The sequence below is a fragment of the Stenotrophomonas sp. STM01 genome (assembly GCF_014852135.1).
Classification (GTDB): domain Bacteria; phylum Pseudomonadota; class Gammaproteobacteria; order Xanthomonadales; family Xanthomonadaceae; genus Stenotrophomonas; species Stenotrophomonas capsici.
On sequence record NZ_JACVBA010000003.1, the window covers coordinates 107,058 to 130,768 of the forward strand.

General features: G+C 68.5%; 22 protein-coding genes. 8 read left to right on the forward strand and 14 right to left on the reverse strand.

Annotated elements, in window-relative coordinates; translation table 11 throughout:
* Positions 1 to 22: 22 nt before the first annotated feature.
* Both IB227_RS14685 and IB227_RS14690 read right to left on the reverse strand, forming a co-directional pair.
* Positions 23 to 1,369, reverse strand: a complete 1,347-nt coding sequence (locus tag IB227_RS14685) for a diguanylate cyclase (RefSeq protein ID WP_192288025.1) — start codon at positions 1,367 to 1,369, stop codon at positions 23 to 25.
* Between the two features lie 140 nt (positions 1,370 to 1,509).
* Positions 1,510 to 2,799 carry an FAD-binding oxidoreductase gene (locus IB227_RS14690; protein WP_192288026.1) on the reverse strand — a complete coding sequence of 430 codons (1,290 nt, stop codon included), beginning with the start codon at positions 2,797 to 2,799 and terminating at the stop codon, positions 1,510 to 1,512.
* 173 nt (positions 2,800 to 2,972) lie between these two features.
* Between IB227_RS14690 and IB227_RS14695 the strand changes: the two genes are divergently transcribed.
* Both IB227_RS14695 and IB227_RS14700 read left to right on the forward strand, forming a co-directional pair.
* Positions 2,973 to 3,728, forward strand: coding sequence for a gamma-glutamyl-gamma-aminobutyrate hydrolase family protein (locus tag IB227_RS14695; protein WP_192288027.1), 756 nt, complete (start codon positions 2,973 to 2,975; stop codon positions 3,726 to 3,728).
* A gap of 6 nt (positions 3,729 to 3,734) precedes the next feature.
* Positions 3,735 to 5,123, forward strand: a complete 1,389-nt coding sequence (locus tag IB227_RS14700) for a glutamine synthetase family protein (protein WP_192288028.1) — start codon at positions 3,735 to 3,737, stop codon at positions 5,121 to 5,123.
* 36 nt (positions 5,124 to 5,159) lie between these two features.
* Here IB227_RS14700 and mprF read toward each other — a convergent pair whose 3' ends face one another.
* Positions 5,160 to 7,709: a bifunctional lysylphosphatidylglycerol flippase/synthetase MprF gene (gene mprF / locus IB227_RS14705; protein ID WP_192288029.1), complete on the reverse strand. Its 2,550-nt coding sequence runs from the start codon at positions 7,707 to 7,709 to the stop codon at positions 5,160 to 5,162.
* 153 nt (positions 7,710 to 7,862) lie between these two features.
* Between mprF and IB227_RS14710 the strand changes: the two genes are divergently transcribed.
* From IB227_RS14710 to IB227_RS14720, 3 genes are all read left to right on the forward strand, one after another.
* The gene (locus IB227_RS14710; RefSeq protein ID WP_192288030.1) at positions 7,863 to 8,558 is read left to right on the forward strand and encodes a DUF998 domain-containing protein; all 696 of its coding nucleotides are present in this window, start codon (positions 7,863 to 7,865) and stop codon (positions 8,556 to 8,558) included.
* Positions 8,555 to 8,902 carry a RidA family protein gene (locus IB227_RS14715; protein ID WP_192288031.1) on the forward strand — a complete coding sequence of 116 codons (348 nt, stop codon included), beginning with the start codon at positions 8,555 to 8,557 and terminating at the stop codon, positions 8,900 to 8,902. Before IB227_RS14710 ends, IB227_RS14715 begins: the two co-directional genes overlap by 4 nt.
* Before the next feature lie 80 nt (positions 8,903 to 8,982).
* Positions 8,983 to 9,489 (forward strand): hypothetical protein, encoded by a 507-nt coding sequence (locus IB227_RS14720; RefSeq protein ID WP_132862675.1) that lies wholly within the window; start codon positions 8,983 to 8,985, stop codon positions 9,487 to 9,489.
* An 81-nt stretch (positions 9,490 to 9,570) separates the two neighbouring features.
* Here IB227_RS14720 and rnfB read toward each other — a convergent pair whose 3' ends face one another.
* The 10 genes from rnfB to IB227_RS14770 all read right to left on the reverse strand — a co-directional run bounded on the left by rnfB (position 9,571) and on the right by IB227_RS14770 (position 20,862).
* Positions 9,571 to 10,035: an Rnf electron transport complex subunit RnfB gene (gene rnfB / locus IB227_RS14725; RefSeq protein WP_225591891.1), complete on the reverse strand. Its 465-nt coding sequence runs from the start codon at positions 10,033 to 10,035 to the stop codon at positions 9,571 to 9,573.
* A gap of 55 nt (positions 10,036 to 10,090) precedes the next feature.
* Entirely contained in the window at positions 10,091 to 10,681 is a 591-nt protein-coding gene (locus tag IB227_RS14730) for an HAD family hydrolase (protein ID WP_192288032.1), read from the reverse strand.
* 48 nt (positions 10,682 to 10,729) lie between these two features.
* Entirely contained in the window at positions 10,730 to 12,808 is a 2,079-nt protein-coding gene (gene metG, locus IB227_RS14735; RefSeq protein WP_192288033.1) for a methionine--tRNA ligase, read from the reverse strand.
* A 194-nt stretch (positions 12,809 to 13,002) separates the two neighbouring features.
* Entirely contained in the window at positions 13,003 to 13,449 is a 447-nt protein-coding gene (locus IB227_RS14740) for a DUF2147 domain-containing protein (RefSeq protein WP_192288034.1), read from the reverse strand.
* A gap of 122 nt (positions 13,450 to 13,571) precedes the next feature.
* Positions 13,572 to 17,159 (reverse strand): M1 family aminopeptidase, encoded by a 3,588-nt coding sequence (locus IB227_RS14745; RefSeq protein ID WP_192288035.1) that lies wholly within the window; start codon positions 17,157 to 17,159, stop codon positions 13,572 to 13,574.
* A 12-nt stretch (positions 17,160 to 17,171) separates the two neighbouring features.
* On the reverse strand, positions 17,172 to 18,065 hold the full coding sequence (locus IB227_RS14750; protein WP_192288036.1) for an ABC transporter ATP-binding protein: 894 nt from the start codon (positions 18,063 to 18,065) through the stop codon (positions 17,172 to 17,174).
* A gap of 227 nt (positions 18,066 to 18,292) precedes the next feature.
* Positions 18,293 to 18,643, reverse strand: coding sequence for a DUF3301 domain-containing protein (locus tag IB227_RS14755; RefSeq protein WP_132862681.1), 351 nt, complete (start codon positions 18,641 to 18,643; stop codon positions 18,293 to 18,295).
* A gap of 46 nt (positions 18,644 to 18,689) precedes the next feature.
* Positions 18,690 to 19,673 (reverse strand): DUF2272 domain-containing protein, encoded by a 984-nt coding sequence (locus IB227_RS14760; RefSeq protein ID WP_318639554.1) that lies wholly within the window; start codon positions 19,671 to 19,673, stop codon positions 18,690 to 18,692.
* 62 nt (positions 19,674 to 19,735) lie between these two features.
* The gene (nadC, locus tag IB227_RS14765) at positions 19,736 to 20,593 is read right to left on the reverse strand and encodes a carboxylating nicotinate-nucleotide diphosphorylase (RefSeq protein ID WP_192288037.1); all 858 of its coding nucleotides are present in this window, start codon (positions 20,591 to 20,593) and stop codon (positions 19,736 to 19,738) included.
* Positions 20,593 to 20,862, reverse strand: a complete 270-nt coding sequence (locus tag IB227_RS14770) for a Trm112 family protein (RefSeq protein WP_132862684.1) — start codon at positions 20,860 to 20,862, stop codon at positions 20,593 to 20,595. The genes nadC and IB227_RS14770 overlap by 1 nt, the downstream gene beginning before the upstream one ends.
* A 59-nt stretch (positions 20,863 to 20,921) precedes the next feature.
* Here IB227_RS14770 and purE point away from each other — a divergent pair, with 59 nt between their 5' ends.
* The 3 genes from purE to IB227_RS14785 are packed head-to-tail and all read left to right on the forward strand — an operon-like array spanning position 20,922 to position 22,967.
* Complete coding sequence (purE, locus tag IB227_RS14775; RefSeq protein ID WP_192288038.1) at positions 20,922 to 21,425, forward strand: 5-(carboxyamino)imidazole ribonucleotide mutase; 504 nt, start codon at positions 20,922 to 20,924, stop codon at positions 21,423 to 21,425.
* On the forward strand, positions 21,422 to 22,582 hold the full coding sequence (locus IB227_RS14780) for a 5-(carboxyamino)imidazole ribonucleotide synthase (protein WP_192288039.1): 1,161 nt from the start codon (positions 21,422 to 21,424) through the stop codon (positions 22,580 to 22,582). The genes purE and IB227_RS14780 overlap by 4 nt, the downstream gene beginning before the upstream one ends.
* A 46-nt stretch (positions 22,583 to 22,628) precedes the next feature.
* Complete coding sequence (locus IB227_RS14785; RefSeq protein WP_192288040.1) at positions 22,629 to 22,967, forward strand: carboxymuconolactone decarboxylase family protein; 339 nt, start codon at positions 22,629 to 22,631, stop codon at positions 22,965 to 22,967.
* 157 nt (positions 22,968 to 23,124) lie between these two features.
* Here the strand turns inward: IB227_RS14785 and IB227_RS14790 are convergent, their stop codons facing one another.
* A complete protein-coding gene (locus IB227_RS14790) occupies positions 23,125 to 23,703 on the reverse strand; it encodes a superoxide dismutase (protein WP_132862688.1) in 579 nt (192 codons plus the stop codon).
* Positions 23,704 to 23,711 lie beyond the last annotated feature (8 nt).

Consider the following 23,711-nt stretch of genomic DNA (forward strand, 5'->3'; position numbering starts at 1 on the left):
CCCTGCGCCGGCAGGGAAGCGTTCACGAATGTAGTCGTGCAGGCGTCGCGGCACCGGTGGTCGCCGCTGGCGCAAGTTGCATGCTGCGCACCCGGTTGCGGCCGTCGGCCTTGGCCAGGTAGAGCTGGCGGTCGGCCTCGGTGATGAGCTGGTGCAGGCTGCTGCGCCCGCCCGGGTCGCGGCTGACGCCGATGCTGACGGTCATGCGCAGGACGTTCTCGCCGATCTGCAGGCGGATCGCCTCGATGGCCTGGCGCAACTGCTCGAAGTGCGCCGCGCTGGCGTCATCGCCCAGCCCGTGGACCAGCAGGCAGAATTCCTCGCCGCCGAAGCGGGCGCTGATGTCGCGTGGCCGGGTATGGCCCTGCAGCACGCTGGCGACCGCGCGGATGGCCTGGTCGCCGGCTTCGTGGCCGAGGCTGTCGTTGATGTGCTTGAAGTGGTCGATGTCGACCATGGCCACCGCCACGCTGCCTTCGCCACGGCCCAGCTGGCGCTGGCTGTGTTCCAGGAAGCTGCGCCGGTTGGGCAGGCCGGTGAGGAAGTCACGCGTGGCCAGGTCCTGCAGCGTGCCGATCAACTCCAGCTGGTCCACGTTCTGCGAGACGCGGCAGAAGAACTCCTCGCGCGAGAACGGTTTGCGCAGGAAGTCGTTGGCGCCGTTCTTCAGAAAGCGCGGGATCAGCGACGGGTCGGAATTGCCGGAGATGCCGATCACCGCCACCTTGTCGCGCGCGCGCAGGGCGCGCAGGCGACGGGTCAGCTCCACGCCGTCCATGCCCGGCATCTCCTGGTCCACGATCACCAGCCGGATGGCCGGGTCCGCTTCCAGCGCATGCAGCGCCGAGGGGCCATCACCGGCCTGGGTGACGTGGTAGCCATACATGCCCAGCAGCGCCGCGGCATACGACCGGGCCGAGGGGGAGTCGTCGACCACCAGCGCCGAGATGCGGCGGTTGCGTTCCATGCGCTGCACCAGCCAGACCAGGTAGTCGACGCTGCCGGGGGTGTTCTTCAGCACGTAGTCGATGATTTCCTGCTGCAGCACGCGCTTGCGCAGGTCTTCGTCGTAGACGCCGCTGACCACGATGGTCGGCAACCCGCGGCTGACGAAATAGTCGACCACGTGGTCACGGTCACCGTCGGCCAGCACCAGCCCGGTGAGCACCAGGAACCAGCCCTGCTCGCGTTCCAGCAGCTCGCCGGCCTCGGCCAGGGTCGAGGCGATGCTGACCGGAAGCTCCAGGCGCTGCTCGATGGCCGCGCGCAGCATCGTGGTGAAGGTGCGCGAGTTCTCCACGAGCAGGATGCGCTGCGGCAGGGGCGTGATCGGCGGGCTGGTGAAGCCGGCCTGGGATGAGGCGGCCATGCGAAAGGTTCTGGGGGTCTCAGGACGGGATAGCGGCAGCAATCGGCTGGACTTTAGGCGTGGAGCGGGGAGGGCGCCGGGACGAGAGCCATCCTCGGGTTGAACCGGCAGGGCACGCCAGCGCCACGCTTTCCGCGCGCTCAGCCGAGCAGATCGCGCAGCTTGTACCACGACATGGCCGCGACCAGCAGCGGCATGCGCAGTGCCTTGCCGCCGGGGAAGATGCCGTGCGGGATCCGCTCGAACACATCCAGCCGTCCGGCCTGGCCGGCGATGGCAGCGGCGATCACTTCACCGGCCAGGCCGGTGCTGGCCACGCCGTGGCCGGAGAAGCCCTGCGCGAAATAGACATTCGGGGTGAGCCGGCCCCAGTGCGGGGCGCGGTTGCGGGTGATGTCGATGTAGCCGCCCCAGACGTATTCCAGCGACACGTCGGCCAGCTGCGGGAACACCCGGCGCATGCGTCGGGTCATGCTGGCGCGCAGCCCGGGCGGCGGCAGTGCCGAGTAGTTGGCCTGTCCGCCGAACAGCAGGCGGTGGTCGCGGCTGAGCCGGAAATAGTCCAGTGCCCAGTTCACGTCGGCCACCGCCATGTCGTTGCGGATCAGCGACCGGGCACGTGCTTCGCCCAACGGCTCGGTGGCGCCGATATAGGTGCCGACCGGCATCATCCGGGTCTCCAGCTCCGGCGCGATGCCCTGCAGCCAGGCATTGCCGGCCAGCACCACGAACTCGGCCTCGACCCGTCCCTGCGCGGTGGCCAGCACGGGGCGCGGGCCGCGTTCGAGCCGGAGCACCGGCGAATGCTCGTGCACGGTGACGCCAGCGGCCTCGGCAGCGCGTGCCAGGCCCAGCACGTAGGCGAGCGGGTGCAGGTGGCCGCTGGCGGCGTCGTACATCGCGCCGAGGTAGCGTTCGCTGGCCAGCTCCTGGCGCAACCGGGCCCGGTCCCACCATTCCAGCGGATAGTCATAGCGCTGCGCCATGCGCTCGATGTCGGCGCGCAGGGCGCGCTCCTGGCGCGGATGGATCGGCACGCTGGCGTGGCCATCGCGCCAGTCGCAGTCGATGCCATGGCGGGCGATGCGCTGCTTGAGCATTTGCATGCCGTCGCGCGAGAAGTCGAACAGCAGCCGCGCGTCGGCGTCGCCGACCAGCCGTTCCAGCGTGTCCTGCTCGCAGCCGTAGCCGACGATGGCCTGGCCGCCATTGCGGCCGGAGGCACCCCAGCCGACCCGTTCGGCTTCCAGCACGGTGACCCGGTAGCCCTGCTCGGCCAGCGCCAACGCCGCGGTCAGGCCGGTGTAGCCGGCGCCGAGCACGGCCACGTCGGCACGCGCCGTGCCCTGCAGTGCGGCGCGGGGCGGCGGCAAGGGCTGGCTGGCGGCGTACCAGCTGGGCGGGTAGTCGGACGGGGCGTCCACGGACATCGGGATGGATGGCGGTTGTGTCGGGGCGGGCAGTGTAACGGCCACGGTGTGTCGGTTTGGCGCAGGCGGCGGACGATGCCCTGCATTGTGCCGCGCGCTGCTTGAACGGTACGCGTGGTTGCCTAATCGGCGAGGCAGGGGTAGCGTGCCTGCACGTCACCAGAGCCAGACGCATGGCCAGCCTGCCGCTGGTCGGCTTGCCTACCGACCGCAAACCGATCGGCTCCCATCCTTTCCTCGTCGTCGGTGAGAAATACGTGCGTGCCGTGGTCGATGGGGCACAGGCCATGCCGCTGGTACTGCCACTGCTGCAGCCGCCGCTTCCCGCGCAGGCATGGCTGCAACAATTGGATGGTCTGCTGTTGACCGGTGCCACCAGCAACATCGAGCCGCATCATTACGACGGTGGCCCGAGCTGGGCCGGCAACCCGCATGATCCGGCCCGTGATGCCAACGTGTTCGGGCTGCTCCCGCAGGCGCTGGCGATGGGCGTGCCGGTGCTGGCGATCTGCCGGGGCTTCCAGGAGGTCAACGTGGCCTTCGGGGGCAGCCTGCATCCCCGGGTGCATGAAGTGCCGGGCCTGGCCGATCATCGTGAAGACCCGGATTCACCGCTGGACGTGCAGTATGGGCCGGCACATGCGCTGGCACTGAGCCCCGGTGGGCTGCTGGCCGGCATCGCCGGCGCGGGCACCGTGCAGGTCAACTCGGTGCACGGCCAGGGCGTGTCCCGGCTGGGCACGGGCCTGCAGGTCGAGGCGCGCGCGCCGGATGGCCTGGTCGAGGCCTTCCGCGGGCCCGGGCCGGGTTTCCTGCTCGGCGTGCAGTTCCATCCGGAGTGGCGGGTGCTGGAAAACCCGTTCCACCTGGGCATCTTCAAAGCCTTCGGCGAGGCCTGTCGCCGTTACCAGAAACAGAAGCAAAGTTGATCCGCCATGACATCGCGTCCCCGTACCCGCAAGACCGCCGCCAGCGTGCAGGAAGAAAGCTCCCTGCTGCGTTGGCTCAAGGAGCGGCAGATCACCGAGGTCGAATGCCTGGTGCCTGACATCACCGGCAACGCCCGCGGCAAGATCATCCCCGCCGACAAGTTCCGCCACGACTACGGCACGCGCCTGCCCGAGGGCGTGTTCGCCACCACGGTCACCGGCGACTTCCCGGACGACTACTACGAGCTGACCTCGCCGGCCGACGCGGACATGATTCTGCGCCCGGACCCGGACACCGTGCGCATGGTGCCGTGGGCCACCGACCCGACCGCGCAGATCATCCACGACTGCTACACCAAGAACGGCCAGCCGCACGAGCTGGCGCCGCGCAACGTGCTGCGGCGGGTGCTGGCCGCCTACGATGCGCTCGGCCTGAAGCCGGTGGTGGCGCCGGAAGTGGAATTCTTCCTGGTGCAGAAGAACACCGACCCGGACTTCCCGCTGCTGCCGCCGGCCGGCCGCTCCGGCCGCCCGGAGACGGCGCGGCAGTCATATTCGATCGACGCGGTCAACGAGTTCGACCCCATCCTCGACCTGATGTACGACTACTGCGACGCGATGAAGCTGGACGTGGACACCCTGATCCACGAATCCGGCGCGGCCCAGCTGGAAGTGAACTTCACCCATTCCGATGCGATGGCGCTGGCCGACCAGGTGTTCCTGTTCAAGCGCACCATGCGCGAGGCGGCGATGCGCCACGGCGTGTACGCCACCTTCCTGGCCAAGCCGATGGAGACCGAGCCGGGCAGTGCCATGCACATCCACCAGAGCCTGGTGCGGCCGTCGGACGGGGTCAACGTGTTCGCCGGCGACAACGAGGGCGAGTACAGCCCGTTGTTCGGCAACTACCTGGGCGGCCTGCAGAAGTACGTGCCGATGGCGATGGGCTTCTTCGCGCCGAACGTGAACTCCTACCGCCGGCTGGTGTTCGGCGAGGTGTCGCCGAGCAACGTGGAGTGGGGCTTCGACAACCGCACCTGCGGCCTGCGCGTGCCGATGGACAGCCTGGAGAACAGCCGCGTGGAAAGCCGCTTCGCCGGCTCCGACGCCAATCCCTACCTGGCGGTGGCGGCGACGCTGGCGTGCGGCCTGCTCGGCATCCGCGAAGGGCTCAGCCCGACCCCGCCGATCACCGGCAACGCCAAGGAGCTGGGCTACGAACTGCCGCGCTCGCTGGGCGAAGCACTCGATGGCCTGGAGGCGTGCGAAGCGCTGCAGGAACTGCTGGGCCGGCGCTTCTGCCGTGCCTACATCTCGGTCAAGCGCAAGGAATACGAGACCTTCTTCCGCGTGATCAGCTCCTGGGAGCGCGAGTTCCTGCTGCTCAACGTCTGAGCCGGACCGTTACCCGCCAGAGCTGGCGGGTACGGGTCAGCGCTGCGGGTCCAGCGAGATCAGCCGGGTGACGTCCAGCAGCGCCGCCGGCAGGTGCACGCCGCCGGGCGCGGCCAGATAGCGCGGGCGCCATTCCGGCGAGAACTTGGACTTGAAGCGGCGCAGGCCGCTGAAGCCATAGAAGCGCTCGCCATGGCGGGCGATCAGGTTGGCGAAGCGGTTCCAGCGGCCGGCCAGGCGGTGTTCGGCCAGCCCGGTCAATGGCGCCATGCCCAGCGAGAAGCGGGTGAAGCCGTTGGCCGCGCCCCACAGGAACAGTTCGATGAACAGGAAATCCATCGTGCCCTTCGGTGCGTCGGGGCGGTGGCGCATCAGGTCCACCGACAACTCGTGCCCGGCCGGCGCCTGCCAGAGGTTGGCGAAGGCGACCACGCCGTCGTCGGCTTCCACCAGCGCCATCGGGAAACTGCACAGGTAAGCCGGGTCGAAGCTGCCCAGTGAAAACCCCTTTTCCTCGCCGGCCTTCTCATCGAGCCAGGCGTCGGAGATGGCCTTCAGTGCCGGCAGCAGCGCGGCAACCTGGTCCGCATCGACGATGCGGAACGACAGCCCGCCGCGCTTGCCGCGGTTCCAGGCCTGGCGCAGGTCGGCACGCGCGCTGCCTTCCAGGCTGAAGCCCTGCAGCGGCACCAGCGCTTCCTCGCCGAGCTTGACCAGGGTCAGCCCGAGGTCGAGGTAGGTCTGCCAGTAGTTCCCGCTGGTCTGGTAGAAGACCGGGCGCAGGCCGAGCCGGTCGGCTTCCTCGCGGAACTTCCAGATCAGGGTGCGGGCCACGTCGGGCGGTCCCACCGGGTCGCCCATGGAGATCAGCGAGCCGCCGTAGCGCTGCATCATCACGAAGCCATCGCCGGCCTCGCTGCGCAGGATCGCCTTGTCGCCGGTCATCGCCAGGCTGGCCTGGGTGTCCTGGGCCTGCGCGAGCACCGGGCGCAGCAGTGCCAGGGTGGCCGCGTCCGGTGCCGGCAACGGCGTGCGGGTGCTGTGCAGCAGACGCGCCACCCCGAACACCACCACCACCAGGCTGACCAGCAGCAACGCGCGCAGCGCACGCGGGGCATTGCCGGAGATGGCGAACTGCCACCACAGCTCGCTCTGGTACTCGACGTGGCTGTACACGAAGAACAGCAGCCAGAGCGTTCCCAGCAGCACCAGCGCCACGTTGCGCAGCCAGGGCCAGGACCATGCCTCGTCGAGCAGTGCGCCCTCGCGGTAGAACTCGCGCCGTGCCGCCCACAAGGCAATGGCGATCACCGGCAGGGCCAGCGCGACCAACGCGTGGCCACCGCGCAGCCACACCGGCAACGGCAGCAGCACGCACAGCGCCAGCGCGATCCACCACGCCACGCGGCTGCGGCGTTGCAATCCCTGGCCGATCAACAGCAACACCACGCCGCCGAGGCTGCCCAGCAGGTGCGAGGTCTCGATGATCGGCAGCGGCGCGGTGAGAAGGCGATGGCGCGGTGACGGCAGCGTGCCGTCGATCAGCAGCAGGGTGCCGGCGGCGAAGACCGCCAGGGCGATGATCTGCGGCAACCAGGGGCGCAGCGTGCCCCAGACCGCGCCGGCGCCGCTACGCAACGGCTGGCGCACGCTGGCCAGCGCCGCCAGCACCGCGGAGGCGAGCAGGGGCAGCAGGTAGTAGGTCACCCGGTAGGCCACCGCCGCGGCCAGCACCGCCGCCGGCGCCACCTGCGGCAGCAGCTTGAGCAGGCTCCATTCGAACACGCCCAGCCCGGCCGGTACGGTGGATACCAGGCCGGCGACCACCGCGACCAGGTACAGGCCGACAAAGCCGATGAATCCAACGTCGGCCTGGCCGGGCAACAACACGTAGAACGCCGCCGAGGCCAGGCACAGCTCGACCACGCTCAGCGCGGTGACTTCCAGCGTGGTGCGGCGGTCCGGCAGCCACACCCGGTGGGTGCGCCAGCCAATGCTGCGCCCTTCGCGTCCGACGGCGACCAGCATCACGGCGAAGGCAGCCAGCAGTGCGACGCCGATGAGGCGGACCGCATCGCTCGAAAGCGGCAGGGCACGCGCGGCGGCGGCCGGCTCCAGCCACAACGCCAGCGCCAGCAGCAGCCAGGCGCCGAACACGAAGCCCAGCGTGCTCATCAATACCACCTGGCCGATCTCGGCCAGGCTCAGGCCGGCGCGGCCGTAGCTGCGCATGCGGATGGCGCCGCCGGTCAGGGCGGCAAACCCCAGGGTCTGGCCTGCTGCGTGGGCAAGGAACGCAGTGATGCCCACGCGACTGGCGGGCAGGTTGCGTCGTGCACGACGCAGGCCGATCGCATCGAAGCCGATCAGGCAGGCATAGCTGGCCATGCCGAGCACGGTCGCCAACACCAGCTGTGGCCAGGACACGGCGTGCAGGGCGATGCGGATCTGGTGGTAGCCGTGGTCGTCGAACTCACCGGCCAGGGCGCGCAGCGCCATGACCATGATGAGCACGGTCGCCGCGATGGCGGCCAGCCTGCGCCAGCGGGCGGCCTTGGGGTCCGGTATCGCGGCGGGTGAGCGCATGGAAGGCGGGGCAGGGGAGGAAGCTGCAAAGAGTAGCGCCACCGCGGGAGGACGGCAGCAGGGCGGTGGCGGGGATTGCAGTGGCCTTCAGCCGCGCGTGTTGGCGGCCGGCGCCTTAGACTCGGCGCTTGCCATGGCGGGAGGGAGAGCAGCATGCAGGACACGGCACCAGCATCGGTCCGCCGACAACGCGGCGCGGTGCTGCTGGTATTGGCGGCCCTGCTGGGGTTCAGTGGCTGCGCGGTGTGGCTGCAGTTCGAGCGCACCGACCTGGACTGGGTGCGGGCGACCCTGAGCTTGTACCTGCATGGGCCTTACGGGGTGCTCCTGCGGGCCGCGTACTGCCTGCTGGCGGTGGCGATCACGCTGCTGGCGATTGGCCTGCATGCGCAGATGCGGCCGGGACCAGGGCGCCGCGGCTTGCCGGTGGGCCTGTTCGGCATGGCCGGTCTGGGGCTGGCGGTGGTGGCGATCGGTGACAGTTGGCTGCCCGGCTACGCGCCGTTGCTGGCACCGCTGGTGCACGGCCTGGCTGCGCAGACCGCATTCCTGTGCGCGAGCGTGGCGATGCTGGTCCAGGCGTGGTGTTTTGGCCGTGATCCGCGCTGGCGTGCGCAGTACGCCCTGGCCTGGGGCTGGGCATGGCTGGCTTTCATCGCGCTGTGGCTGCACGTGCTCTGGCGTGGCAGCCCGCGCGGGCTGGGCCAGAAGCTGGTGATCGCGCTGGTGGTGGGCTGGCTGTTCTGGGTGGGCTGGGCGTTGTGGCGGCGCCTGCACAAAGGCACAGCTGAAACCGACGGATCGGGTCACAATGGGGCACACCTCCACAACAGGGATACCTCCCCATGATCGAACGCTTCGATACCGGCCCGCGCATGTCGGAAATGACCGTCCACCACGGCGTGGCCTATCTCGCCGGCCAGGTGCCGGAAGACACCAGCGCCGACATCGTCGGCCAGACCGAGCAGGTGCTGCAGGCCATCGACGACCTGCTGCGGCTGGCGCCCACCGACAAGACCCACATCCTGCGTGCGGAGATCTTCCTGGCCGACATGGCCGACTTCGCCGGCATGAACCAGGCCTGGGACAAGTGGGTGCCGGCCGGTGCCACCCCGGCGCGTGCGACCGTGCAGGCCAAGCTGGCCAATCCGGAATGGAAGATCGAGATCGTCATCACTGCCGTGGTGCCGTAAGGCGCAGGCTGGCCGCCCCGGCTGCGTGAAGCATCCGGGGCAACGGCGACATGGTCGCCGCCTTGGTAACGGGAAAGGGAATGAAGCGTTGCCTGTTGTCTGTCGTGACTGCCAGCCTGTTGCTGGGAACGGGGATGCCCGCGCGGGCGGCTTCCACCGCACGCGCATCGATACCGTCGATGATCTACGCGCATCCGCCGCAGGAGCGGATCGATCCGCTGGCATACCCGCAGTTCATGCAGATCGAGGCGGAGCTGCGCAACACCGTGCGCCGCCACGGTGATCGCAGCGTTCCCAACCGGTTCTGCGCGGTGGGCTACCGCTTGAAGAGCGGGACACTGGAAACGGTGCTGCTGTGGGACAACGCGCAATCGCTGATCCGGTGGCAGGGCGGGGACCCGGCCGGCGTGGCGGAGGAGGATGCCGAATCGGCCTCGTTCTCGCCGGTGACCGACCTGCGCAGCGACGTCGTCGAGGACGGTAGCTTTCCATTGGGTACGCGCGCTGTCATGCGTAGCGATGTGGAGGCATTGATCGCCGATTGCCGGCGGTTTGGCCGGCAATACACGGTGCCGCCGTCACCCTAGCAGCGGGCTTTGCCCGCCAATGAAGCCGAAGGCGATGCCCGCAATCCGGGCGTTCAATGGCTTCGCGACCGAGGCCCGCTCCTACGGGAGCGGGTGGAGCGCGATGCAATCCACCGGGCACGGTGGAATGCACAACTCGCAGCCGGTGCACAGGTCAGCCAGCACGGTATGCATGTACTTGGCGCCGCCGACGATGGCATCCACCGGGCAGGCCTGGATGCACTTGGTGCAGCCGATGCAGTCGGCCTCGACGATGACGGCGACCTGCGCGGGCTTGTGTTCGCCACGGCTGCGGTCGAATGGCACGGCGGCCACGCCCAGTACATGCGCCAGGGCGCGTGCGCCGGCGTCGCCGCCGGGGGGGCAGTGATCCACGCCGGCCTCGCCGCGGGCCATCGCCTCGGCGTAGGGGCGGCAGCCGTCAAAGCCGCACTGGCCGCACTGGGTCTGCGGCAGCAGGCGGTCGAGGCGCTCGACCAGCGCAGCCCTTCCTTCTCCCTCCGGGAGAAGGTGGCGCGCAGCGTCGGATGAGGGTTGGGTAATCATTGGGGAGTCCTGCTGTTCGCCCTCACCCCAACCCCTCTCCCGGAGGGAGAGGGGCTCAGGTAAGGCATTTGCCGCGATACCAGCGCTCGTGCGCCAGCGCCAGCATGGGCTTGTCTTCGCGGCTGTCGCCGTAGGCGTGGATGCGCTGGTAGGTGTCCAGGTCGAAACGCTTGCGGATCAGGGCCACCTTGCGCGGACCACAGTCGCCGCCGGCATAGCGGCCGGTGAGGCGGTTGTCCTGCACTTCGAGCGTGTTGCAGATCATCTGCAGGCCCATCTGCTCGCACCAGTGGCGCAGGTACAGGTCGAGCGAGCCGGACACGACCACGACGGTATGCCCCTGCGCCTTGTGCCACTGGATCTGTTCCAGCATCTCCGGACGCATCATGCCCGCCAGGTGCTCGCGTGCGTACTCGCGCGCAAGCTGGCTGACCTCGCCGGCATGGCGGCCGGTGAACACCTGCGCGGTGACGCGGCGGCGGATGCGCTCGGCCGAGATCAGCTTCAACCGGTAGGCCAGCACCCAGGGGCCGATCCGCCACCACGCCTGCGCACGTTGTTCCGGCGTGGCCACCCGCCGCAGGAACCGGCTGTAGGTGTCCTGGGTGGTGATGGTGTGGTCGAAATCGAACAGGGCCAGTTGCATGGTCCGCTCCGGGAGAAGGGCGCACCGCAGGGGCGCGCCCCGGGTCCATCAACGCACCGGCATGCCCGGCAATGCACCCGCGTCGGCATCGAGCAGCGCCAGGGCGCCGCCGTCGAAGCCGGCCGACAGGATCATGCCTTCGCTCAGGCCGAAGCGCATCTTGCGCGGGGCCAGGTTGGCGATGAACACCACGTTGCGGCCGACCAGCGTTTCCGGCTCGGCGTAGCTGCCGCGGATGCCGGAGAAGATCTGGCGCTGGCCCAGGTCACCGGCGTCCAGCAGGAAGCGCAGCAGCTTGTCCGAACCTTCGACGAAGCCGCACTCGATGACCTTGCCGATGCGCAGGTCGAGCTTGGCGAAATCGTCGATGCCGATGTACGCGGCCGCCTCGCCGTCAGCCTTGGGCTCGGCCTTGGCTTCCACCTTGGCGGGCTTCTCGGCCTTGGCCGGCTTGGCCTCGGCGGCGGGCTGGGAGGTCAGGGTGTCCTTGGAGGCGTCGGTCATTGCGTCGATCATCTTGGGGTCAATACGGGTGAACAGCGCCACGTAGGGCGCGATGGTGTGGGCGGTGAGCGGGGCGGCGATATCGCCCCAGCCGGTCATCGGTGCATTGAGGAAGCCTTCGGCCTGCAGCGCGGTGGCCGGCAGCACCGGCTTGAGCGCGGCAACCAGCACGCGGAACAGGTTCAGGCCCTGGGTGCAGACCGCCTGCAGTTCGGCGTCGGCACCTTCCTGCTTGGCGATCACCCATGGCTTGGTGTCGTCGATGTACTTGTTGGCTTCATCGGCCAGCGCCATGGTCAGGCGGATCGCCGCGGCCGGGTCGTTGCGCTCGTACGCTTCGCGTACCGGGGCCAGCGCGGCCACGAAGCGGTCGTACTGGGCCGGGTCGGGCAGCGCATCGGCCAGCCGGCCGTCGAAGCGCTTGGAGATGAAACCGGCGCAGCGGCTGGCCAGGTTGACGAACTTGCCGACCAGGTCGGCATTCACGCGGGCGGTGAAGTCGGCCAGGTTCAGGTCCAGGTCGTCCACGCCGCCGGAGGACTTGGCGGCGAAGTAATAGCGCAGCGCTTCCGGCGCCAGTCCAGCGTCCAGGTAGGTGCGGGCCATCACGAAGGTGCCGCGCGACTTGCTCATCTTGGCGCCGTCCACGGTCAGGTAGCCATTGACATGCAGGCGGGTCGGCGCGCGCAGGCCGGTGCCGTGCAGCACCGACGGCCAGAACAGGCCGTGGAAGTTGACGATGTCCTTGCCGATGAAGTGGTGCAGCTCGGTGCTGCTGTCGGCGGCCAGCACGGCATCGAAGTCGTCACCGGTCTTGGCGCACAGGTTCCTGAAGCTGGACAGGTAGCCGATCGGTGCGTCCAGCCACACGTAGAAGTACTTGCCCGGCGCGCCGGGGATCTCGAACCCGAAGTAGGGCGCGTCGCGGGAGATGTCCCAGGCGCGCAGGCCGCCCTCGGCGTCCAGCCACTCGGACAGCTTGGCCTTCACGCCCGGCAGGGCGACGTCACCGGCCAGCCACTGGCGCAGGAAGTCCTGGAAGCGGCCCACTTCGAAGAAGTAATGCTCCGAATCGCGGATTTCCGGGGTAGCGCCGGACACCACCGACTTGGGGTCGATCAGGTCGGTCGGGCCGTAGGTGGCGCCGCAGACCTCGCAGTTGTCGCCGTACTGGTCCGGGGACTTGCACTTCGGGCAGGTGCCCTTGATGTAGCGGTCCGGCAGGAACATGCCCTTGGCCGGGTCATAGAACTGGGCCACCGAGCGACGGCTGATGTGGCCGGCGTCGTCGAGCCGGGTGTACAGCGCCTCGGTCAGCTCGCGGTTGGCGGCCGAGTTGGTCGAGTCGTAGTGATCGAAATCCACGCCGAAGGCAGCGAAGTCGCGCTCATGGCCGGCCTGGATGTTGGCGATGAAGGTTTCCGGGCTCACCCCGGCCTTCTCGGCGGCCAGCATGATCGGCGTGCCATGGGTGTCGTCGGCGCAGACGTACCAGACCTTCTCGCCCATCAAGCGGCGGGCGCGCACCCAGATATCGGCCTGGATGTAGCCGACCAGGTGGCCCAGGTGGAGCGGGCCGTTGGCATAGGGCAGGGCATTGGTGACGAGCGCGGTACGGGTCATGGCCATCATTTGGTGCAGGGGAACGCGGGATTATCGCATGTCGGAAAACAGCCAGCCCCGGGAAGGCCCGGGGCTGGCGTGCTTCCTTCTCCCGCCGGGAGAAGGTGTCCCGAAGGGGCGGATGAGGGTGAGGGATGGGCGGACGCACCCGCTCCCCAACCCCTCTCCCGATGGGAGAGGGGCTTCACAGCGGATTACTGGTCGCGCAGCCAGGTCTGCGAGCGGCAGATGAAGGCGATGCAGCCGGACACCTCCAGCTTGCTGCCGTTCTCGATCAGGGCGACCTTGGAGCTGTAGGTCTTGCCCTTGGCCGGGTCCAGGATGGTGCCGTTGGCCCACTTGTTGGTGCCGTCCGGGCGCAGGTTCCAGAGGATGGTCATGCCCTGGATCGGCTTGTCCTTGTTGGTGCCTTCGCACTTGCTGCAGACCGGGTTCGGGCCCTGGGCGGACTGCAGCACCTGCAGCACGCGGCCGCTCAGGGTGCCGTTGGCGGCCTGGGTGATCTCGACGATGGACTTCACCCGGCCGGTTTCGTCGTCGATGGTCCGCCAGCGGCCGGCGGCACTGTCCGAGGCGCTGGCGGAGAAGCCGGCGGCCAGCAGCGGCAGGGCCAGCAACAGGGTTTTGAAGGTGGTGCGCATGTATCCCCTCCCAGGGTGTGTTTCGGCTTCCGGCGGCGCCGGTACGGTGCCGAATGTACCCGCATTCGCCGCCGTACGGAATCCGCAGCGCAGCAGATCACGCGGCGCTGCGGGCTCTTGTCTCATCGCAGGCTGATCCGCTTCCGGTTGTCGGCCGAAACCCGGTCGATCAGCTTGTTGTAGGGGTCAAACCCGGCTTCGTTCGGCTTCTGGTCCACGGTCACGGTCAGGGTCGGATTGCCAGCGGTGATGTGGTGGCGCTGCAGGTACAGCACCTTCTCGTCGCGCTCCTTGCCCGAGGTGCCGCTGGCGAACACGCCGACCTCGATCCAGTCGTCCAGCGTGCCGGCCGTTTCCTTGCCCAGGCCATCGGCGTAGCGCTTGTCGGCGTGCAGCTGCAGGGTCACGTCGTAGCGCCCGTCGGCGCGCTTGCTCGCGGTGGCCTCGACCACCCGGTTGTCGTAGAAGCTGATCTTTTCGAACAGGTCGGTGATCAATGCCTGCTGCTCCGGCCTGGCCTCGGCGCGGATGAATTCCAGCAGTTCGGCCGAGGTCGTGTACGGCGGTTGCTGGAAGGCTTTGGCCTGCAGGAAGCGGTGCAGTGCGCGGTTCAATGCCTCCTCGCCGATCTCCTCGCGCAGGCGGTAGAACACCACCGAACCCTTGCGATAGTGGATGTACTGCTGGTTTTCATTGCGGTACAGCGGTTGTTCTTCAACATCTTCGCCACCACGCCCGGACAGGTAGCGGTCCAGTTCGGTCTTCAGGAACTGGCGCATGTGCGCGCGGCCATACTCCTTCTCCATCACCATCAGAGCTGAGTACTGTGCAAGTGACTCGGTAAGCATGGTCGCGCCCTGCACGTTGGCGCTGATTACCTGGTGCGCCCACCACTGATGTGCTGCCTCATGCGCAGTGATGTAGAAGACATAGTCGATGTTGTCGGGGTCACGCAGGTCGGCGATGAATCCCACGGCTTCGGAGTAGGGGACCGTATTGGCGAAGGCTTGCGCGAAGCTTCCCACGTAGTTTGGGAATTCGATGACGCGGAACTGCTTGTGCTGGTACGGACTGAAGTTGGCCTCGTAGTAGGCCAGCGACTTCTGCACGCCCTCGATCATCCGGTCCACGTTGTAGGGATGCTTGGGGTCGTAGTAGATCTCGATCGGGATGTCCTTGTAGGCCGCCTTCCGCACCGCCCAGCGTGCCGACAGGTAGGCGTAGAAGTTCAGCATCGGCCGGTCCATGGCGTAGTCGAAGCAGCGCCTGCCGTCGCGGGTGTACTCCTGCTGCAGGTAGCCCGGGGCCAGCGCGATCTGGTCCGGCGCGGTGCAGACGGTGCTGCGGAAGTCCAGCCAGTCGGCGTCGTTGGAAATGTAGGTGTTGGCGCGTGCCGCCTCGTCCTCCAGCTTGGGCATGCGCGTGGGCTCGCCCAGGCCACGCTTGCGACGCTCGTTGCGGTCATCGATCTCGGCGCCGGCGTTGTAGCCGAAGCCCGGCAGGATGCCGCTGTTGAAGAAGCTGCCGTTGTCGACGATCCGGGTCTGGGCCTGGCCGGCGGGGATGCCGTCCGGGTGGATGTCGACGGTGAAGCGGATGTCGCGTTCCTCGCCGGGTTGCATCGGCGTATCCAGCGTGTAGATGCGATAGCCGACGTCGGCGTCATTCTTGTCCAGCCTGGCGGCGCCCAGGTCCAGTGCGGTCAGCGTCTTGTCGTCGGCGATGGAGATGTGCAGCTGCGGGATCGCCACGGCATGCGTGTTGCGCACACGGTAGTGGCCGTCGATGCGCACCGACTGGGTTTCCGGGTGCAGGTCGACGGTGTTGTCCACGGCGATGATGCGCGGCTGCGGCAGGTCCTTGAACTGGCGGTAGGTCTTCTCGTAGTACGCCAGACGGTCCAGTTCGGCATCGGGCGAGAGGTACTCGTTGCGGATGTTGGTGTTCCAGTACAGCCAGCCGCCGCAGCCGACGAAGGCCAGCACGGCCAGGGCCAGTGCAACCCCCAGGCCGCCGTGCAGGCGCTGGCGTGCCAGCCGCAGGCGGGTGCGCAGGCCGCCGTCCACGCCACGCACCCACAGGGCCGCGCACAGCAGCAACAGCACCCCCAGGAACAGGGCCCAATAGCCCTGGAAGGCGAACTGCGCGGTCAGGAAGTGGCCGTAACCGTTCATGTCCGAATAGGGCGCATTCGGCGCGCTGGCGTAGTTGTAGATGTCCTGCGCGTAGTCCAGCAGCCCCAGCACCGATTGCCCGATCAGCACCAGGATCAGCAGTGCATAACCGAGGAACTTGTTGTTGCTCAGTACCTGCAGCACCAGCGCCAGCCCGCCCATCAGCACGAACACTGTGGAGTTCAGCAGCAGGGTCTTCACGTACAGCAGCGGTTCGATGTGGGTGTAACCCTTGGACAGCTGCACCAGGACCGAGGCCGCACCGCCAATGGCCTGGAAGCTCAGCACCACGGCCACCAGCGCCAGGAACTTGCCCGCCAGCGGCACCCAGTTCGGGACCGGTGTGGCATCGGTGATGCCAGCGATGCGCGCGGTGCGTTCCTTCCATACCAGCTCGCCGGCGTAGAACAGCACGATCAGCACCAGCAGCCAGCTGTAGCTGCCCTGCAGCGCCTCCAGCATCTGCGAGGTAACCGGCCAGGTCGGCGTGCCGTACATGTTCTGGCGGAACAGCGACGACGGGATGAAGTTGGCCAGGCCCAGCAACAGCAGCACAATGAAGGGAATGCTGCGGAAGATGCCGAAGGTGTCGAAGCGGACCTGGCGCAGCAGCTGGCGCAGGTGGGTGGAGGTGGCGAACGTCGGCGTCACCCGCGGCGCGGTGGCAGCCGGGCGTGCAACTGCTGCCGGCGCGGTGTCCTGCCTGCCGCGCTGGCGGCGGCTGGCGCGGCCGGTGCCGGCACGCTGGGTGCGGAACAGGGCGAAGGTGGCGGCAAACAAGGCGGCACTGATCGCCAGCCACAACAGGCGGTTCTGCAGCAGGAACCCGGCCAGCGCCGGCACGGCGGTGTTGCGTTCCTCGGCCGACCAGTAGCGCGTGACGAGGTTGATCGCGCGGATGCCCAGCGGGTCGAGCAGGGCGGAGATCTGCTGGTTGTCGATGTCGGCCAGGATCACGCGGCTGACGCCATACAGCACGAAGAACACGATCACGCCGATGTACACCCACAGGATGCTGCGGGTGGTGGCCGCCAGCAGCGACAGCAGCGCGGTGGTGAACAGCACGTTGGGCAGCACCATCACCACGAATGCCCACAGGTAGGGCTGCAGTGACACCGGGCCGAGCCGCGCGGCGTCGATCCACGGCATGAACTGCGCGATGAACAGGCCGGCGGCGACGATGACGTACATCACCAGGCAGGCCAGCAGCGCCGCGCCGAGGCGGCCGAGCAGGTAGTCGCGGCGCTTGATCGGGCTGGAGAACACCAGCTCGGCAGTGCCCAGCTCGAAGTCACGCAGCAGCGCGTTGCTGACGAACAAGGTGGTGACCAGCAGGCCAAGCAGGGTGAAGGCGGTCATCAGCGAGGTGATCACCGACGGCGCATTGCGATGCACGTTGCCGATGCCGCCGCCGATCTGGACCGCATCGCTGGAGGCCGCGGCGAAGGCCATCAGCGCCAGGAACAATGCCAGCAGCCACAACAGCGGGGAACGGAGCTGCTCGCGCAGCTCGAAGCGCAGGAAGTTCAGGGTCATGGGCCGTCTCCGTCAGGCGGCCAGCGCCTGCAGGCGCAGGCGCTGGAAGTAGACGTCCTCAAGCCCGGGCTCGACGGGCACGAAGCCCTGGTCCGGCTGGGTGGCGCTGAACACGTGGATCACCGGGTGGCCACCCACCAGGCGCGTGGACAGCACGGTGAAACGGGATTCGTAGTCGGCCAGCTCGGCCTTGCCGACCTGCTTGCGCCAGACCTGGGCCTGCAGCGCGCCGATCGCATCGACCGGCCGGCCGGTCAGCAGTACCTGACCCTTGTTCATGATGGCCATGTTCGGGCACAGGTCGGTCACGTCCTCGACGATGTGCGTGGACAGGATCACCACCACGTTCTCGCCGATCTCGGCCAGCAGGTTGAGGAAACGGTTGCGCTCCTCCGGGTCAAGGCCGGCGGTGGGTTCATCGACGATCACCAGCTGCGGGTCGCCGAGCAGTGCCTGGGCGATGCCGAAGCGCTGGCGCATGCCGCCCGAATAGGTGCCGAGCTTGCGCTTGCGCGCGTCCCACAGGTTGACCTGCTGGAGCAGGCCCTCGACCACTTCCTTGCGTTGCCTGCGCGCGGTCAGGCCCTTGAGCACGGCGAAATGATCCAGCAGGTCGAGTGCGCTGACCTTGGGGTAGACACCGAAGTCCTGCGGCAGGTAACCCAGCCGGCGGCGCAGCGCGTCCTTGTCCTTGAGCACGTCGATCCGGGTGCCATCGGCGGTGGTCAGCGTGGCGCTGCCGCTGTCGACCTCCTGCAGGGTGGACAGCGTACGCATCAACGACGACTTGCCGGCGCCGTTGGGGCCGAGCAGGCCGAACATGCCGCGCGGGATGTCCAGGTCGATGTTCTTCAGTGCATGGACGCCATTGGCGTAGGTTTTCGACAAACCGCGGATCTGCAGCATGGACCAAGCCCCTGTATGGACGGATGAGGACACTTTCCGTTTGCCGTCGGGCTGACGGCAATGCGCCGGAAGTCACTAGGTCAACAGGACGCGCCGTCGCGGCGGATGTGACCACGGCCCAAGACACAGGGATGCGCGCACTCAGGGGCGGCGCCGACGGCAGGAGCGGCCACGGCCGCGAAGCAGGGAGGGAATCAGTCCGTAGCGGCGCCCGCCAACCCGGACGCTCAAACGTCCTCGGCGTCTTCCGTGCTCTGCCGCAGGCGCCCGATCTGGGCGGCGGCCGGGCCGGTGAAGGACACCAGCTGGCCGCCGCGCAGCACCATGCGCCCGGTGTGGCGATCAATGCCGTCGTAGGAATAGTCGAAGCGGAAGCTGCGCTCGAAACCGATCCAGCCATTGGGCAGGCGGCAGGGGCGCATGCCGGTGGCATGCACGCTCTGGTCCAGCCATTGCACGTCGGCGGCGCGGCAGGCATTGCGGCCCAGTTCGGTGGCGCGGTCGGCGGCGGCGCGGGAACGGTCCCAGAACGCGAAACCGATCGCGCCGACGATCATCAGGATGAGCAGGGTAGGCATGCCGACACTTTAGGCGATTCGCCGTGCCCGGCGCAGCCTGGCCCGGTCAACGCGTTGGTGGCGCCGGGACCGGTTCATCCGGTGGCGGTGGCAGCGGCGCATTGCCGTCGAACACCGGCGTCGGGCCCTGCATCGGCACGTTGGCGGTGAGCTTCAACAAGGCCGCCCAGTCCTGGCGGTTGAGGTTGCATTCTTCTTCATGGCCCGGCGAGCAGCCCGCTTCGACGACCGCGTCCGCGGCGGCCTGTGACGGCTTGGGCAGCTCGATCATGCCGGTGCGGTCCAGGGTGAGCTTGCGCATCGCCACGGTGTTGGCGACGTTACCACCGACCAGGTACAGCGTGCGGTCACCGCCGACATTGGCGCCGATCACCACCTCGCAATGGGACTTCCAGTTGCCGGCACGGCCGCTGCCCAGCGCCTGTATCAGCCCCGCATGGTTCAGTGACGTGCTGCGATCGCGCAGGAAACACAGCATGTCGCCGGGGCCGGGCTTTTCGTTGGCCGGGTCGGCCAACCGGTACGGCGAGGCGTTGGCGCCTCCCTGGTAGGCCGCGCGGATGTAGTCGATGTGGCGCGGTGAACGGTTGAAGCCGGGCACGCCCGCACGCGTCATCACCCAGGAGATGAAGGCCGCCGACCACGGGTTGTCGATCAGGAAGGCGCGGCAGTCGCTGTCGGTATAGCGGTTGCCGGCCGGCTGCATGCAGCTGGTGGCACCGGGGATGGCCCCCATCGGCGACAGCGTCCCGCTCTCGCGCCAGTAGCCGGCCACGCGCTGCCAGGCGATCAGGCCGTTGTCGGCCAGGTGCTCGGCTTCGGCCTCGGTGACCCCGAGGCTGGCGATGCGGCCATCGCGGTCGATGAAGGGGCGGTACCAGAGCCGGTGCTCGTCGCAGGCCGCGCGCACCACCGCCTTGGCGGTTTCGCTCACGCCGAAGCGGGGCGGGATGTCACAGGCCTCCACCGCGTGCGCGGCAAAGGCGGGGGCAAGCAGGGCAACGCCGCACAGCAGGTACCGGTAGACCACATCGAACTCCGTGGGGGTGGAGGAAGCCAGTGTTGCAGGCGAGGCCGTGTGGGCGGCGTGAGTCAGGCCGGCGGCGGGCCGAGCTTCAACGACAGGTCGATCGCCTGCACGTGTTTGGTCAACCCGCCGATGGAGATGCAGTCCACGCCATCTTCGGCAATGGAGCGCAGCATGGACAGGTCGACGCTGCCGGACACCTCCAGCGGGATGCGGCCGGCGGCGATGCGCACCGCCTCGCGGCGCATCGCCGGGCTGAAGTCATCGATGAGGATGCGTTCGCAGCCGGCGGCCAGGGCCTGCTCCAGCTGCTGCAGGTCCTCCACCTCCACCACCAGCGGCAGCGTGGGTTGCTGCGCCCGGGCGGCGCGCACCGCCGCGCCCAGCGAGCCGGCGGCGCGGATGTGGTTTTCCTTGAGCATCACCGTGTCGAACAGGCCGATGCGGTGGTTGTCGCCACCGCCGCAGCGCACCGCGTACTTCTGCGCCAGGCGCAGCCCGGGCAGGGTCTTGCGGGTGTCGAGGATGCGCGCGCCGGTGCCGGCTACCGCTTCGACGTGGCGGGCGGTGATCGTGGCGGTCCCGGACAGCGTCTGCAGGAAGTTGAGCGAGGTGCGCTCGGCGCTGACCAGGCTGCGGCTGCGGCCTTCCAGCGTGGCCAGCACGGTGCCGGCGCTGACCCGGTCGCCTTCCAGTACCCGCCAGTGGATCTTCACCTCCTGGTCGAGCGCGCGATGGGTGGCGTCGAACCAGGGGCGGCCGGCGATCACCGCGTCCTGCTTGCACAGCAGGTAGGCGATGTCGGCGCTGTCGGGGAGCAGGGCGGCGGTGACGTCGCCACTGCCGATGTCCTCGGCCAGGGCGCGGGCGACATCGGCGTCGATCTGTTCCTGCGGCGGGGCAAGCGGCGGATGCGGCAGCATTACTTGGCCGGGAAGTCGGTGATCTGGGCGGTGGCGATGGCCTCGTCGGCCAGCAGCACCGGGATGCCGTCCTCCACCCGGAACACCTGCTTGCGGTCGCGGGTGACCAGTGCCTCGCGCAGCGGCTGGGCCTGGGCGCTGCCATCGGCCCGGGTGACGCCGCCGGCGCCGATCGCGCGGTTCAGGGCATCCAGGCCGGCGCTTTCCAGCTGGGCCAGCGGCTGGCGGGTGTCGGGGGAGACGAGCAGGTCGAGCAGTTTGCGGTCCATCAGGTCGTGGTCTTGCGGGGAAGACGGCTAGAATACGTCTTTGCAGCAGGTGACGGCCAATGACCCCCAACCCCTCCGAGCCGCTTGTCGGCATCGTCATGGGTTCCCGTTCCGACTGGGAAACCATGCAGCACGCAGCCCAGAAGCTTGATGCCCTGGGTGTTCCGTATGAAGTGAAGGTTGTTTCGGCGCATCGCACGCCGGATGTCCTGTTCAGCTATGCCGAACAGGCCGGAGCGCGCGGCCTGCGCGCGATCATCGCCGGTGCCGGTGGCGCGGCCCACCTGCCGGGCATGCTGGCCGCCAAGACGGTCGTGCCGGTGCTTGGCGTGCCGGTGCAGTCCAAGGCGCTGAACGGCATGGACTCGTTGCTGTCGATCGTGCAGATGCCGGCCGGCATCCCGGTGGCGACCTTCGCCATCGGCAATGCGGGGGCGTCCAATGCGGCGCTGTTCGCCGCGGCCATGCTGGCCCCGGCACAGCCGCAGATCGGCGCGGCGCTGGACGCGTTCCGCGAGCGCCAGACCCACGACGTGATGGCCGCGGACGATCCGCGTCAATGATCACGGTCGGCATTCTGGGGGGCGGGCAGCTGGCCCGCATGATGGTGCTGGAAGCTGCGCCGCTGGGCATCCGCTTCGTGGTGTTCGACCCGGCCGCCGATGCCTGCGCCGGCCAGGTGGCGCCGCTGCAGGTCGGTGCGTTCGATGACCTGGCCGCGCTGGAGGAATTTGCCGGCCGCGTGGACGTGGTCACCTTCGATTTCGAGAACGTGCCTGCCGCAAGCGCGCGCTGGTTGGCCCAGCGCAAGCCGGTGTTCCCCAACCCCGCCGCGCTGGCGGTGGCGCAGGACCGGCTGAGCGAGAAGACCCTGTTCCGGGAACTGGGCATCCCGCTGCCGCCGTTTGCCGACATTGGCAGCCGTGAGCAACTGGCGGCCAAGGTCGCCGAGTTCGGCCTGCCATGCATCCTCAAGACCCGCCGACTGGGCTACGACGGCAAGGGTCAGTTCCGCCTGCGCAGCGAGGCGGACATCGATGCCGCCTGGCAGGCGCTGGGCGCGCAGGCGGACAAGACCGGCCTGATCCTGGAAGGCTTCGTCGCCTTCGATCGCGAGGTCAGCGTGGTGGCGGTGCGCGGCCGCGACGGCGAATTCCGTGCCTGGCCGTTGACCGGCAACTGGCATGTGGATGGCGTGCTGTCGGCCAGCCTGGCGCCGGCCACCGTGTCCGCGGCCCAGCAACAGACGGCGATCAGCTATGCGCGCCGTGTCGCCGAGCGGCTGGACTATGTCGGCGTGTTCGCGCTGGAACTGTTCTGCCGTGGCGAGGAGCTGCTGGCCAACGAGATGGCCCCGCGCGTGCACAATTCCGGCCACTGGACCAGCGATGGCGCAGAGACCTCGCAGTTCCAGAACCATGTCCGGGCCGTGCTCGGCCTGCCGCTGGGCGACACCCGGGTGCTGGGCCATGCCTGCATGCTCAACTGGATCGGCCGGATGCCCGACCCGGCGCCGGTGCTGGCCGAGCCCGCCGGGCACTGGCATGACTACGGCAAGCAGCCGCGCGACGGGCGCAAGGTCGGCCACGCCAACCTGCGCGAGGATTCGACCGCGGCGCTGGCCGGTGCGCTGGAGCGCATCGGGGCCGCATTGGGCCGGCAGGCACAGGTGGCACCGGTGGTCCAGTCCCTTCGGGACGGCGGCGTAACGCCGGCGTAAGCCGGGCGGGCGTAAGGTTCTCCGGGTCCATCCCCGGAGAACCACCATGCTCGACTGGAATGCGTACCGCCGTGAACTGAAGGGCCGCATCGGCGAATTGGGCAAGCTTTCGCCCGACACCCTCAAGGGCTACCTGGCCCTCAGTGGTGCCGGCGCCCAGACCAACCACCTCGACGGCAAGACCCGCGAACTGATCGCGCTGGCCGTGGCCGTCACCACCCGCTGCGACGGCTGCATCACCACGCACGTGGATGCCGCCCTGAAGCAGGGCGCCAGCCGCGAGGAGATCGCCGAGGCGCTGGGTGTGGCGGTGGCCCTCAACGCCGGCGCGGCGATGGTCTATTCGGCCCGCGTCCTGGATGCGGTCGCCGCCCACGACACCTGACCTCGGCAGGAGTAGCCTCGGCCGCAAAGTCGGCGCGCCCCAATGCTGCACAGGCGACGGATCGACCTCTCCGGGCCGTGGACGGCCTCCGCGGCGAGCCTGATCGTGGGGGCTCGGCCATTACAGGCCTCACGGCCGAGGCCGCTCCAGCCGGTGATCAGCGCAGCTGGCTGGCCGCGAAGTCCCAGTTCACCAGCTTCCAGAACGCCTGCAGGTAGCGCAGGCGGTCGTTCTGGTAATCGGTGTAATACGCGTGTTCCCACAGGTCGCAGACCAGTAGCGGGGTGCTGTCGCCGGTCAACGGGGTATTGGCGTTGCGGGTGGTGACGACCGCCAACCGGCCATCGGCATGCTGCACCAGCCAGGCCCAGCCCGAGCCGAACACCGCCATTGCCGCACGGTTGAACTCTTCCCGCAGCTTCTGCACGTCGCCGAACTGGCGGTTGATGCGGTCGGCAAGCACCCCGTGCGGTTCCTCGCCGGCCCGGGGGTGCAGGCACTGCCAGTGGAAGCCGTGGTTCCAGGCCTGTGCCGCCGCCTCGAACAGCGCCCCCTGGCTGTTGCGGACGATCTCCTCCAGCGGCATCTCGTCCATCTCGGTGCCGGCGATGCGGGCATTGACCGCATCCACGTAGGCCTGGTGGTGGCGGCCATGGTGCAGTTCCAGCGTCTGCGCCGAAATGTGCGGTTGCAGTGCGGTGCGGGAGTAGGGCAGGTCAGGCAGTTGGACGGGCATGGAATATT

Coding starts and splice junctions, on each gene's coding strand:
- IB227_RS14685 (WP_192288025.1), bottom strand. CDS start 1,369: ATGGCCGCCTCATCCCAGGCCGGCTTCACCAGCCCGCCGATCACGCCC.
- IB227_RS14690 (WP_192288026.1), bottom strand. CDS start 2,799: ATGTCCGTGGACGCCCCGTCCGACTACCCGCCCAGCTGGTACGCCGCC.
- IB227_RS14695 (WP_192288027.1), top strand. CDS start 2,973: ATGGCCAGCCTGCCGCTGGTCGGCTTGCCTACCGACCGCAAACCGATC.
- IB227_RS14700 (WP_192288028.1), top strand. CDS start 3,735: ATGACATCGCGTCCCCGTACCCGCAAGACCGCCGCCAGCGTGCAGGAA.
- mprF (WP_192288029.1), bottom strand. CDS start 7,709: ATGCGCTCACCCGCCGCGATACCGGACCCCAAGGCCGCCCGCTGGCGC.
- IB227_RS14710 (WP_192288030.1), top strand. CDS start 7,863: ATGCAGGACACGGCACCAGCATCGGTCCGCCGACAACGCGGCGCGGTG.
- IB227_RS14715 (WP_192288031.1), top strand. CDS start 8,555: ATGATCGAACGCTTCGATACCGGCCCGCGCATGTCGGAAATGACCGTC.
- IB227_RS14720 (WP_132862675.1), top strand. CDS start 8,983: ATGAAGCGTTGCCTGTTGTCTGTCGTGACTGCCAGCCTGTTGCTGGGA.
- rnfB (WP_225591891.1), bottom strand. CDS start 10,035: ATGATTACCCAACCCTCATCCGACGCTGCGCGCCACCTTCTCCCGGAG.
- IB227_RS14730 (WP_192288032.1), bottom strand. CDS start 10,681: ATGCAACTGGCCCTGTTCGATTTCGACCACACCATCACCACCCAGGAC.
- metG (WP_192288033.1), bottom strand. CDS start 12,808: ATGACCCGTACCGCGCTCGTCACCAATGCCCTGCCCTATGCCAACGGC.
- IB227_RS14740 (WP_192288034.1), bottom strand. CDS start 13,449: ATGCGCACCACCTTCAAAACCCTGTTGCTGGCCCTGCCGCTGCTGGCC.
- IB227_RS14745 (WP_192288035.1), bottom strand. CDS start 17,159: ATGACCCTGAACTTCCTGCGCTTCGAGCTGCGCGAGCAGCTCCGTTCC.
- IB227_RS14750 (WP_192288036.1), bottom strand. CDS start 18,065: ATGCTGCAGATCCGCGGTTTGTCGAAAACCTACGCCAATGGCGTCCAT.
- IB227_RS14755 (WP_132862681.1), bottom strand. CDS start 18,643: ATGCCTACCCTGCTCATCCTGATGATCGTCGGCGCGATCGGTTTCGCG.
- nadC (WP_192288037.1), bottom strand. CDS start 20,593: ATGCTGCCGCATCCGCCGCTTGCCCCGCCGCAGGAACAGATCGACGCC.
- IB227_RS14770 (WP_132862684.1), bottom strand. CDS start 20,862: ATGGACCGCAAACTGCTCGACCTGCTCGTCTCCCCCGACACCCGCCAG.
- purE (WP_192288038.1), top strand. CDS start 20,922: ATGACCCCCAACCCCTCCGAGCCGCTTGTCGGCATCGTCATGGGTTCC.
- IB227_RS14780 (WP_192288039.1), top strand. CDS start 21,422: ATGATCACGGTCGGCATTCTGGGGGGCGGGCAGCTGGCCCGCATGATG.
- IB227_RS14785 (WP_192288040.1), top strand. CDS start 22,629: ATGCTCGACTGGAATGCGTACCGCCGTGAACTGAAGGGCCGCATCGGC.
- IB227_RS14790 (WP_132862688.1), bottom strand. CDS start 23,703: ATGCCCGTCCAACTGCCTGACCTGCCCTACTCCCGCACCGCACTGCAA.